At 70.7% G+C, this 11,017-nt stretch carries 13 protein-coding genes; 7 read left to right on the top strand and 6 right to left on the bottom strand.

The annotated features are described in order from the left end of the window. Positions 1-80: 80 nt before the first annotated feature. The 3 genes from ACFZ8E_RS13920 to ACFZ8E_RS13910 form a co-directional block, all read right to left on the bottom strand. Positions 81-233, bottom strand: coding sequence for a hypothetical protein (locus ACFZ8E_RS13920; RefSeq protein ID WP_405042997.1), 153 nt, complete (start codon positions 231-233; stop codon positions 81-83). Beyond that, complete coding sequence (locus ACFZ8E_RS13915) at positions 227-469, bottom strand: hypothetical protein (RefSeq protein WP_147841682.1); 243 nt, start codon at positions 467-469, stop codon at positions 227-229. The genes ACFZ8E_RS13920 and ACFZ8E_RS13915 overlap by 7 nt, the downstream gene beginning before the upstream one ends. Before the next feature lie 171 nt (positions 470-640). Beyond that, the gene (locus ACFZ8E_RS13910) at positions 641-886 is read right to left on the bottom strand and encodes a 3',5'-cyclic-nucleotide phosphodiesterase (RefSeq protein ID WP_147729921.1); all 246 of its coding nucleotides are present in this window, start codon (positions 884-886) and stop codon (positions 641-643) included. 184 nt (positions 887-1,070) lie between these two features. Here ACFZ8E_RS13910 and ACFZ8E_RS13905 point away from each other — a divergent pair, with 184 nt between their 5' ends. Both ACFZ8E_RS13905 and ACFZ8E_RS13900 read left to right on the top strand, forming a co-directional pair. After that, positions 1,071-2,141, top strand: a complete 1,071-nt coding sequence (locus tag ACFZ8E_RS13905) for a UV damage endonuclease UvsE (protein WP_147841683.1) — start codon at positions 1,071-1,073, stop codon at positions 2,139-2,141. A gap of 171 nt (positions 2,142-2,312) precedes the next feature. Next, positions 2,313-2,624, top strand: coding sequence for a hypothetical protein (locus ACFZ8E_RS13900; protein ID WP_147727288.1), 312 nt, complete (start codon positions 2,313-2,315; stop codon positions 2,622-2,624). Positions 2,625-3,079: 455 nt separating this feature from the next. Here ACFZ8E_RS13900 and ACFZ8E_RS13895 read toward each other — a convergent pair whose 3' ends face one another. Next, complete coding sequence (locus ACFZ8E_RS13895; RefSeq protein ID WP_187274722.1) at positions 3,080-3,784, bottom strand: hypothetical protein; 705 nt, start codon at positions 3,782-3,784, stop codon at positions 3,080-3,082. A gap of 356 nt (positions 3,785-4,140) precedes the next feature. Between ACFZ8E_RS13895 and ACFZ8E_RS13890 the strand changes: the two genes are divergently transcribed. Next, positions 4,141-4,419, top strand: coding sequence for a hypothetical protein (locus ACFZ8E_RS13890; RefSeq protein WP_147727297.1), 279 nt, complete (start codon positions 4,141-4,143; stop codon positions 4,417-4,419). Between the two features lie 84 nt (positions 4,420-4,503). On the opposite strand, the gene ACFZ8E_RS13885 is transcribed toward ACFZ8E_RS13890, so the two are convergent. Then, positions 4,504-4,734, bottom strand: a complete 231-nt coding sequence (locus tag ACFZ8E_RS13885; RefSeq protein ID WP_405042996.1) for a hypothetical protein — start codon at positions 4,732-4,734, stop codon at positions 4,504-4,506. Positions 4,735-4,951: 217 nt separating this feature from the next. On the opposite strand from ACFZ8E_RS13885, the gene ACFZ8E_RS13880 reads away from it, so the two are divergent. Together ACFZ8E_RS13880 and ACFZ8E_RS13875 are read left to right on the top strand one after the other, a co-directional pair. After that, positions 4,952-5,191, top strand: a complete 240-nt coding sequence (locus tag ACFZ8E_RS13880) for a hypothetical protein (protein ID WP_147727290.1) — start codon at positions 4,952-4,954, stop codon at positions 5,189-5,191. Positions 5,192-6,559: 1,368 nt separating this feature from the next. Next, positions 6,560-6,748 (top strand): hypothetical protein, encoded by a 189-nt coding sequence (locus tag ACFZ8E_RS13875; protein ID WP_243948867.1) that lies wholly within the window; start codon positions 6,560-6,562, stop codon positions 6,746-6,748. On the opposite strand, the gene ACFZ8E_RS13870 is transcribed toward ACFZ8E_RS13875, so the two are convergent. Then, the gene (locus ACFZ8E_RS13870) at positions 6,745-7,737 is read right to left on the bottom strand and encodes an AraC family transcriptional regulator (RefSeq protein WP_405042995.1); all 993 of its coding nucleotides are present in this window, start codon (positions 7,735-7,737) and stop codon (positions 6,745-6,747) included. The two genes, ACFZ8E_RS13875 and ACFZ8E_RS13870, sit on opposite strands and share 4 nt — an antisense overlap. 320 nt (positions 7,738-8,057) lie before the next feature. Here ACFZ8E_RS13870 and ACFZ8E_RS13865 point away from each other — a divergent pair, with 320 nt between their 5' ends. Continuing rightward, entirely contained in the window at positions 8,058-8,255 is a 198-nt protein-coding gene (locus ACFZ8E_RS13865) for a hypothetical protein (protein ID WP_243988984.1), read from the top strand. Positions 8,256-8,839: 584 nt separating this feature from the next. Continuing rightward, entirely contained in the window at positions 8,840-10,804 is a 1,965-nt protein-coding gene (locus ACFZ8E_RS13860) for an alpha/beta hydrolase domain-containing protein (protein ID WP_405042993.1), read from the top strand. Positions 10,805-11,017 lie beyond the last annotated feature (213 nt).

Below are 11,017 nucleotides of genomic sequence, written 5' to 3'. Positions count from 1 at the left end.
CGCGCGTGCGGACGGCTTTCGCTGCGGGGGTGCCGGGGACCGCCCGACGCGACGGCCGCCGGCGGGCTTCCGCGCGTCGGTCAGGCCAGGAGCAACTGGATCAGCAGGTCCGAGACGAGGACGAGAAGGACGCTCGCGGCGATGTAGGCCGGCATCCGGCTCGTGCGCCCGCGCACCCCGAGCGGCGACGCCGCGAGCTCGTCCGCATCGTCGAGGCGGCCGAGCCTCAGCACGACGCCGACGGCCGGGTGTCGGGCGGGGGGACGCAGTCGGCGGCGCGCGGGTCCGCCTGGGAGATCTCGCGGAGCAGGTCGTCGCGCTGCGCGTCGATCAGGTCGGGCAGGATGTCGTCGTCGCTGTCGTCGATCGCCGCGATCAGGCGGAAGCCCGATCCGACGCGCTCGAACGCGACCCGGACCTCGCGCTGCGCATACGGGTCGTGCGGGTCGAGGCAGAGATGCTCGGGCATGGTTTCGGGACACGATGCCGTCGGCGCGGCGAGGGCGCCCGCTTAGGCGGACACCGTGACGGCCGGATGACGCAGGACCCGCACCCCGGCCGCCGGACGCCCGCGACGGGGCGCCCTCACGGGTCCCGGGGCAGCCCGGCTCGGCGTGCCCGAACTCGACCGGACCTGCCCTTACTTGCCGCCGGAGCCCGCGTAGGCGTCGATCGCCCGGCGGCAGTTCTCCGTCAGCGCGCCGCGGTTCTTCTTGAAGCACGCATCCATCGCCGGATCGTCCGGATCGATGTCGCCGCAGAGCTTCAGCGCGTCCCCGGTGCAGTACTTCTTCAGGTCCGCGTTGCCGCGCGTGGACGTGGGCGCGGCGAGAGCCGGGACGGCCGCGAGGGCGAGGACGAAGGCGAGCGGGGCGACGCGCATCATGGCTTCCAGCTGAGAGGATGTGGCGGGTCGCGGACCTGTTCGGGTCGACGAACCGTGCAGGGAACGCCGGACCGCGCGAAACGGCTCCGTCTTCCCCGGCCGGGCGCCTGCGGCATCGACCCTCCCTGCGGCGGCCGCGCGTCGACGGCGTGGGACGAAACCGGGCGCACGGCGTTCTCGACCCATGATCGATGATGCGCCCCGCCTCGGATTCTGCTGCAAGTTCGTGCTCACGCCGCCGCCGGAGGGCTTCAAAACCCTGAAGGCCGCCCGGGAGGCGGCGCTTCAGATGAACCTCACCAACGCGACCATGGCCTCGCTGACGGCGCTGGCTCCGGCGGCGCGGCGCGCGAAGATCGAGAATCTGGTCCGCCACAACCTCGGGGCGCTGGAGCGCCAGATCGCCTGGGTCGCCGGGCGGCCGCCGATCGCGCGCCTGCTGCGCATGGCGAGCAACGTCCTGCCGGGCTACACCCATCCCGTGGCGCGCGACATCTACGCCGAGCCCGAGATGCGCCGCCTCGTGGAGGCGGGCCTCGCCCGCTGCGGCGCGGCGGCGCGTGCGGCCGGCATACGTCTCAGCTTCCATCCCGGCCCGTTCTGCGTGATCGCCTCGCGCAACCCGGCGGCGTCCGAGAACGGCATCGCCGAGTTCGAGTATCACGCCGAGCTGATGGCGCTGCTGGGCTACGGCGGCGGCTGGCACCCGCACGGGGCCCACATCAACATCCATGTCGGCGCCCGCGACCCCGGCACCGACGGCTTCCGCGCCGCCCTGCCGCGCCTGTCGCAGACGGCGCGCGACCTCATCACCGTCGAGAACGACGAGAACGCCTTCGGGCTCGACGCGGTGCTGGCGCTCGCCGACAGCGTGCCGGTGGTGCTCGACCTGCATCATCACTGGGTTGAGAGCCGCGGCGAGTACATCGCGCCGGAGGATCCGCGGGTCGAGCGCGTGCGCGCGTCCTGGCGCGGGGTGCGGCCGCTCGCCCATGTCAGCGTCTCGCGCGAGACGGTGCTGCCGGAGCACGACCGCGACGCGCTGCCCGACTTCGCCGCGCTGACCGAGGCCGGGCATTCCTGGCGCGACCTCGCCGCCCACTCGGACATGATGTGGAACAGGGCCCTGAACGCCCTGGTCGGGCGCCACATGGAATGGGCGGATTTTGAGATCGAGGCGAAGTCCAAGAACCTGGCCTCCGACGCCCTCGCGGCGGAATTCCGCGACGGAGGAGCCGGCGCATTCCCTTCCTAGCCGCACAGGCGTACCGGTTGCAGGGCGGCATCGGGCGGCCGATCGAAGGTCGACCGTTCGAGACCGTGGCCGCGTTCGAGGCGATGCCCTGTTCGAAGCGATGGGCTGTTCGCAGCGAAGCCCTGCGTTTGAAGCGATGCCTGCGCCGCCGGCAGGCCGACGGGATACCCCATGAAGGATCTGAGCCCGGAGGACGCGCAGGCCGTCGACAGGTTGGCGTTCCACCTGCTGCGCGAGGCCTATTGCGACCTCGCCGGCGTGATGATGACCGCGAACGCCGCGGCCGCGCGGACGGTGCTGAGCACCATCGAGCAGCGCCTCACCGACACCCTCGGCCGCTTCCATTCCGAGACCGCCGAGGGCGCCGCCTCGACGGCGATCGTGATCGCGGTCGGCGACAAGATCGGCGACGTGATGGACGAGGCGCAGAACCGGAACGCCGCCCCGTCGGCCCGGAAGCGGACCGCCGACCTGAGACGCTGACGCGGCGTGCCGGGACCGGGCCCGGCGCCGCGTCCGTTCCCGCCTCGCCGCGAGGGCCTTGCCGCCAGGGCCTTGCCGCGGGGAAGGACGGTGCGTCCGCGAGGCGCGACGGCCCGGTCCCCCGCGGAATCCGCTGACGCTCCGGCCGTCGCCCGTGCTCCGACCGGGGGCCGGGAGAGCACGGCGGGGGCGCAAAAAGGCCCGGCGCGGAAGTCTCCGGCCGGGCCAAGGTGATCTCGGGCCTCCTGCGTGAACGAGTCAGGACCGGCCGTCATCCTCCAGATGGGGGATCGAGTTTCCGGCACCTGGCGCCCGGACGCTCGCGGAGGTTCCGCACCCCGGCGTGCCGGCGGCCTCACGCATGGCGCCCCTCGCAGCGGCCGACCCGAGCGATCGTCATCAACGGAGAGGGCGCGGGTCCCGGCCATCGACCCGGTCCCAGCCGGGGGCCTGCGTCACCGCGGATGATCGTCCGCCGCTTTCGGCTCCGCCCGCTCCAGGGCGACGCGCGCGGCATGGAACCACCACAGCGGCATGTCGCGGTTCATCCCGGCCAGATCCGAGACCCAGCCCTCCTTCGGCATCGTGTCGGCGCGATCCGCGAACAGCCGCAGGGCGGTCTCGACCCGTTCACGCTGGGCGCGCTCGAGAATGGCCATGCGCTCGGCTGCGTTCCGCTCCGCGGTGAGCTTCACCAGGCGCTGCGTGGCCAGATCGTCGGCGTCGAAGGCGAATTGCTGCCAGAAGGTCTCCGCTTCCCGCGCGACGTCGCGCTCGCGCTGCATCAGGGGCAGGGCCGCCTCCGCAGCGGCCTGGGCGGCCGCGGAGGCCCGGGCGCGCTCGAGCATCCGGTTGTTGGCTTCCAGCAGTTCGCGCTCGCGCTCCGGACCCATGCGCTGGCGGCGCAGGACGTTCACCTCCTCCTCGACCATCCGGCGTTCCTCGCCCTGGCGCGCCAACAGGGCGAGCAACCCGGCGATGGGGCCGCCCAAGAGGGCATCGGCGCGCCCGAGATAGCGCGCGCGCAGCCCGGGATGCTCGCGGTCCAGGCGATCGCCGATCCAGGGCGGCGCACCGGCGATCTCCGCACTGTCGTGCTCGTAGAGGGTGCAGGCCATCGCGTCGCGCAGGCTGGCCGGCGTCGGATCGGTCATGGTCATGCGGATCTTTCGGCATGGAATGGGGACGCGCGGGAAACGCGGTCGTCGCGCACGCGGATCGCGGCCTGCATGACGGCGATCCCGACATGGTGGCCGATCTCGACGGGGAGCAGGCCGCCCGTCGTGCCGATCGGCCGGCATCGGGCGATCGGGAAGGCGGATCGGCGCCGATGTGCGAGACGAGGCCGGGCGAAGCGTCGCGCGGGGCCGACCGGATGGTTGGTGCTCCGGCAGCCGCACCGTGCTCTGGCAGCCACACTCGGCATCGACGTTCGCCGACACGGACAAGCTGCCACACTCTGTCCCAAGCGATCACCCAGGTCTCTGCGCATCCAGCGAGGCAAGGCGAGGTCGCGATGAGCACGAACGAACAGGCAAACGCAGGCGCCGTCGTGCCCTTTCCCGCCCGGATCTCTGCCGCGGTCGCGGACGCGGACACCGCCTCGATCATCGCCGTGCTGCAGGACCAGCTCGTCCTGGCTCGCGAAGGCAAGCTGCGATCGGTCGCCGTCGTGTCCGTGTCCGCAGATGGCGAGGCGGTCGGCACGCAGTGGTCGTGCAAGGGGGCCGACATCACCGGCCTGATCGGGAAGTTGACCGTCCTGACGCACGACCTGATGGCAGCGAGGACATAGCTGCGCCCGTCCGCCGAGCCGCGATCCGTGAAAACCCGAACCGGCCTGTGAGAACCGCGTCCTTCGGCGCTTTTCCGGCCAAGCTCAGACCTCGGCAGCCTCTCCCGACGCGCCGGTCTCCGGCGGCTTCGGAGCCGGCGCTTCGGCGATGTCCCGATACCAGCGCCAACGGGCTTTGCTGACGCGGCGCCGCTGGCCGGTCGCGTCGACGAAGTCGCCCGCGATGACCGCGTCGGGATCGGCTTTCACAAGACGGCAATACGTGCGCGCCATCTGAATGGCGTCGACCTGATCGAGCAGCGGTTTCCGGGTCACGACAGCATCCCCATCGCAAAAGACACGTCCCTGCCATACTGGGCTAAGTTTTCGTCAACGAACCGCCTCTATCTGCAACGATACGGAGGCCGTCGGGCGACGAGGCGAATTCAAAGCCGCGCCGGCCCTGTCCAGCGATCCTCTTCCTCTTCATCACGATGCCTCGGATCACGGCCATGCGGCCGCCGGCCGAGTTCGACAGTCAGGATTGGCGTCCGTGAACTTCACCGTCACCGCTCGCATATCGGCACAACGGTTTTCGCATCACTACAACTCGATGTTGGACGCTCTGGAGCAAGGCCTATCGCTGCAGGCCTCGGGCCTGGCCGACGTCCGGATCGTCGACGGCAATGGTCACGCCCGCACCCCTGCCGCGATCTATCAACTCCTGTTCGGAGCCAAGGACACCGTCGCCCCGACCGGCGGGGAAACCGCCGTCCTCGCCCTGGCGGCCTGACACTCCCTCGGCCTGAACGGCGTCGCGGTGGCGGTCCTCGCCGTGGGAGGTCTCGCACCCGTGTTCGCCCGGAGGCCGCCGGGCCCGGTCGATCCGTCCGTCGCCGTCGGCACAGGGGAGACGTCCCGCGTTTGCCTGGCGGTCGGCACCGGCCCATATTCGGCGGCACGCAGCCTCCTGAAGGGGTTCCGGTGATGGACCCGCACAATTACCTCCTAATCGCGTGGGCCGTCGGCGCGTTGGCGCTCGGTCTTGGAACCGCTTGGCTCGCGCGCCGGGCGCCCTGAGCGTCACCCGGAGAGCAACAGGCTCGGGTCTGGCGCCCGAACCGAGCACGAACGCCGGATCGTCGGCGCGACGATGCGGCACCGGCCGGCGCGTCACGCGTCATAGGACCACCGATGCCCCGCCGGCTCGAAGTCGCCCTCGTCTGTCGGCCGCCGCGATGCCGGAACGGCGGGCATAGCCGCCGCGATCACCCCGGGCGTCGACCCAGCGCAGGATCGTCGCCAGCAGGAGGCGGGCGGCGACGCAGGGGTCATTCGGAGCGCCGCCCCCGTCCATGTCGTCGGGCGGCCTCCATGCTCGGGCGGCGAACTTGCCGATCCCGTCCGAAGGCTCGGCGGCTCGAGGCCGTTGCGACCTCACCCGCTCTGCCGCCTCGCCGCGGCCGACCCGCGATCGCCGTCGAAAGGTCACGTGCGGGACGGCAACCCCGTGCGCCCGTCGCCGCCCTCGACGCCGATCATGGCGCGACACGTCCGGCCGGACCGGGCCGGCTCCCGGGGGCCGACCGCCTGCCGGCGGCCGCACGTCCGGGTGAGACGCAGATACACGTCGTAGAGGTCGGCGTGGTCGCCGAACCGGTGCCGGAGGCGCGCCAGGTCGTAGGTGCCGCGCCGGTTGCACGGCGGGCACGCGACGACGAGCCGGCCACCCCGGAGATCGCACAGGCGCTCCCTCAGCCGGTTTTCGCGATCGGCAACGCACCCACCGGCATCGCCGCCATCGGCGGCCCGGAGCGGCCAGGGTCGCGCTGGCCGATCGGAGCGCGCGGGCTGGCTTTCGAGGACATGGAGCCGTTCCCGCCGATGTGCGCGATGGCGCGGCCGCCGGTCCGGTCGCGCGGACCTGTCCCCGCACCTTCGGGCTCGATGCGGAGCGCCGGGCGAAGCGATGAACGAGACCAAGGTTTTGGAAAGGTGATGGCTCCCCGAGCCGTTCTCAAACAACCCTTTATCATCGAGACTGTTTGCCCCGCACCTGGGGGGGAGGGGGGGTCATTGAGGCGGAAGGGTTATTTTCGGCGGCCCCCGCACCGACATCGCCTTGGTAGCGTCCGCTCCCGCCTGCCACGACGATCACCCCATGCGCGACCCGACCGTCAGCCTGTTCCGGTTCGCGAGCGGGCACACGGTGGACCCGGCCGCCGCGGTGAAGGACCATGAGCCATCGCGGAAGGCGGTCGCCGAGCCCGGCGCATCCGGGAATTTTCGGCGCGGCATGGTGCGAACCGCGATCCTGCTGGCGCGGCCGACGGCCCCGCGAGCGACTTAGCCGAGCGCTCGCATCCATGTTGCTGCAGCCGGTGAACTAGGGAATTCTAGCTCTCCAGATGTTTTGCGTGACGCGCGGTAGTCCCGAGGGCTCTGGCCGTAAGCCTCCCGGAAGGTTCGGCTGAAGTGGCTGAAATTACCGAACCCGTAGGCTTCACTGATCACGCCGATATTTCGGCCCTCCTGCGGATCATCCAAAGCCGCCCTCACGGCAGCGAGACGTTGCTGCATCAGATAGCGGGCTACCCCGCCTTCAGGTTCGAACAGGTGGTACAATCGGGTCCGAGACAAACCGACAGCCGATGCGATCTGCTCGACCGTCAGCGCCTTGGCAAGGTTGCTGCGGATGTACCGTTTCGAGGCGGACAACCGGGCCATGCTTGCCGGGGCACTTGCCATCGCCTGCCGATCCCGGTCGGGCCGGGCTGTGGCTGCAAGCAAGTGGAGCGTGGCCTGCGCAATGTCGAGCGCCTGGTCCGTCCCTATCGTGTGCCGATGCGCGACCAAGCCGCGGAGATGTTCGGCAAGCAGGCAGGCCGTTGGACCAGCGAGGATCGCCCCATGCAGCGTTTCTTCGTTAGGAAGCAGGCGAGCGACGCTGTCGCGCGCGAGGCTCACGATTAGTGAGTTTGTTTCGCGAACTCGGCTGCGTCGATAAGGCTGCGAGAGGTCGTTGAGGGTGAAAGCACCGGGCGGAACTTTTTGGGTGCCGTGATCCGACTCGATCGCGTAGGTGTGCTGGCTCAGCAGCAGGGTGAACCGCTCCTGGCCATCCTGCCTGATCTTAGATCGCGTGCGGCCTGTCCTCTGAGGCGACGCGTTCATGACGTGCAGCAGGACCGGACCGATCTGTGTGGTGTCGATGCGAGCAGAGAAGCCGTGCGGGTCCGCATCCAGATCGTGAGCGCTGAACAAGGTCCGCCACGCGTCGAAGCGATCGCGCTCAGGCAAGTCATCGGTCGAGAACGAAGAATGCCGAACAACGCTCATGACGCTGCTTCTTTTCCTCGAGGAGATCGCCTCTCGCGAGGGAGGCGGGCCGCAGGTCTACTCGCCCTGAGATCCAATGAAGCGCTGTTCAGGGAGTAGGGCGAGCATCGGCGTACTCGATTTGCGGGTCGCTTTCCATCTTCTGGTTGAGCGTCTGAATACTGCGTCGAGACCTCGCACGCCCTGCAGCGTGTGACGATCGTCATCGCCCGACGCGCCCTCAGATTGCAGCACCCGCCGCCACGGCTTTGTCCCGCTCTACCCGATCAGGTCGGGCTTCCTCGGGATGCTCGCGGCCGAGAGGGGTACGCGAGGCTGGCGTGAGTAGCCCCATCGGCTCCCGCACGCAGCCCGACAGCGACTGCGACCTCATCGCCCGCGATGCGGATCGCTACCGCGTCGGCCGGATCCGGCGCGAGCACGGCAACCTGCAGCGGGGGGCGTTCTTCCCGAAGGGGGTCCAAGGCTGCGCCTGGCACAGCTGGCTGCGGGTCGAAAGCAAGGGACGAGGCGACTGAGCGCCTGCATGTCGCGTGGCGCGCGTGAATGGCGATCGACGAGGCGGGTACGGCAGGGCCGAACGCCGCGTTGTGCCGCCCGGCCCGCGCCTCCACCCCGCCGGCCGTACCATCGTGCGGCATGATCCGGATTATCGAGCGAGCCCTTGCGGAGCCCCCAGCCGATCGATCGGAGCGCCTGGAGACAATTCAGCAGCCATCCTTGCAGCCATCCTGGCAGCGTTCCCGGACGCGACGATCGAGATCGTCCCGGGCCCGCTCGACGACGACCACGCGGTGGAGGTTCGGCGTCCGCTCTCGCATCTCGACGCGTCGCAGGCCGTCCGGAAGCGCCGGGGCGACTTCAGTCCCGTCGGCAGCGCGGCCGAGCCGTAGCCGTCAGATGCACGGAACGCCCCCTCATCGTGGCTTGCGGGGTGCGATGGCGCGTTGCGGACCGTCGTCGCCCCAAGCCCGAGGACGATACCGCACCTGACAGGTCGGCGGGGGCGACATCTGTCGAGGAGCCATCCCTCTCGACGCTCACGCCTCCATGTGATTGCTGATGGTACCGGCCTTCGTAGAGCCGGACCTCGGGAGTGACCATGCGAACCAGTGGCGTCATCATCGCCGTGCTCGGCTGCGCCCTGGGCGTCGCGCCTGCGCAATCCCGCATCGTGGGCATCGATATCACGACGGTCGAGCCCTTCGCCGACGGGGGCGCGTTCGGTGCGGCCGGCGCCTACGAGCGCGTCATCGGCACGGCGCGCGGCGAGCTGGACCCGGCGGACCCGGCCAATGCCGGCATCGTCGACATCGCGCTCGCGCCCCGCAACGCGCGCGGCATGGTCGCGTACCAGACCGACCTGTTCATGCTGCGCCCGAAGGATCCGGCCCGCGGCAGCGGCACGCTGCTGTTCGAGGTGCTGAACCGCGGTCGCAAGTTCCTGTTCAACTGGGTGCTCGACGCGCCGGCCCAGGCGGCCCAGGCCGTCAACGATCCGCGCACCGCCACCGACGCCGGCACCGGCCTCGTCCTGCGCCGCGGCGACACGATCGTCTGGTCGGGCTGGGAGGCGGACGCGCTGCGCCAGCAGGGCGGCATGGCCATCGACGTTCCGGTCGCCGGCCGCAACGGCACGCCGATCGTCGAGACGGTGCGCGACGAGCTCGTCAGCGCGACGCGCGGGCCGCCCGAGGCCCCGTTCTACCTCACCTTCAAGACCGCCGGCCCGGACAAGGCCGACGCGCGGCTCACCGTTCGCCGGCGCGAGGGCGATCCGCCTCGCCCGGTCCCGGCCGAAGCCTGGCACTACGCCACGCCGCGACAGCTGGAGTTGCTGCCCAAGGGTACCAAGCCCCTGCCGGGATCGCTCTACGAGTTCACCTACCCGGCCACCGAACCGAAGGTGCTCGGCATCGGCTTCGCCGCGACGCGGGACGTGGTGGCTTATCTGCGCGGTGGTGCCGCCGACGGCGCGAACCCGGCCGGCGGCACCATCCGCCATGCCGTCGCCCTCGGCATCTCGCAGAGCGGGCGCTACCTGCGCGACTTCGTCTACCAGGGCTTCAACCGTGACGAAGCCGGCCGCCGCGTCTTCGACGGCATGCTCTCGCACATCGCGGGCGTCGGCGGCATCTTCCTCAACGCCCGGTTCGGGCAGCCCTCCCGCACCAACACGCAGCACGAGGACCACCTCTATCCCGAGAACGCCTTTCCGTTCTCGACCGCACGGCAGCACGATCCGGTCACCGGCCGAACCGGCGCGCTGCTGCGCGGCGACGGCTTCGATCCGCTCCTGATCGAGGTGAACACCGGGACCGAGTACTGGCAGAAGGGCGCCTCGATGCTCACGACGGATCCGCTCGGCCGGACCGACGTGGCGCTGCCCGGGACGTCGCGCGCCTTCCTGGTCTCCAGCGGCTTTCACTACGGGCGCGCCGGTCTGACCTCGACCAAGGGGGCGTGCGCGAACCTGCGCAGCACCCTGAACCCGGCGCCGGCCCTGCGGGCGCTGCTGGTCGCGCTCGAGGAATGGGTGACCGCGGGCAAGGCCCCGCCGGACAGCCGTGTCCCGCGGTTGTCGGACGGCACGCTGGTGGACGCCGCCGAGATCGGCTTTCCGTTCCTGGTCGGCATCCCGGTCCCGACGACGCCGAACGCGATCGCGCGGTTCGGCACCTACGTCGATCCCCGCCCCGAGACCGGGCCGCAGTACCGCCCGCTGGTGCCGCGGGTCGACGCGGACGGCAACGACGTGGCGGGCATCCGCCTACCCGCCGTCGCAGCCCCCCGCGCGACCTTCACCGGCTGGAACCTGTATGCCGACCCGTTCCCGGCCGGCGCCCTGTGCGATCGTGAGGGCAGCGAGATCCCCTTCGCACGCACACGGGCCGAACGGACGGCCGCCGGCGACCCCCGCCCGTCCCTGGAGGAGCGCTACGCCGAGCCGGACGCCTACGTCGCGGCTGTCGCGAAGTCGGTCGATGCTCTCGTCTCGGATCGCCTGCTGCTGCGCGAGGACGGAGACCGGCTGATCGCGGCGGCACGCCAAGGAGCGACCCCCTAGCCGAAACTGGCAGGTCGAAGTGAAAGCTGGGCCACCGCTCGCGCGGTCTCGCTCCATGGAGAGTTCATGCGCGCACGTCTCACCGGCGCTGCTCTGTTCGTCCTCGCGGCGGCCGGCGCCACGGCTCAACCCTACGACGATCGGCGCCCTCCGCCTCCATCGGATGAGGACTATGACGGGCCGCCGCCACACCGCTACCGACCGCCCCCGCCG

The sequence above is a fragment of the Methylobacterium sp. HMF5984 genome (genome assembly GCF_045033435.1).
GTDB lineage: Bacteria > Pseudomonadota > Alphaproteobacteria > Rhizobiales > Beijerinckiaceae > Methylobacterium.
The sequence above is the reverse complement of the archived record's forward strand: the minus strand, read 5'-3'. Positions and strand labels throughout refer to the sequence as shown.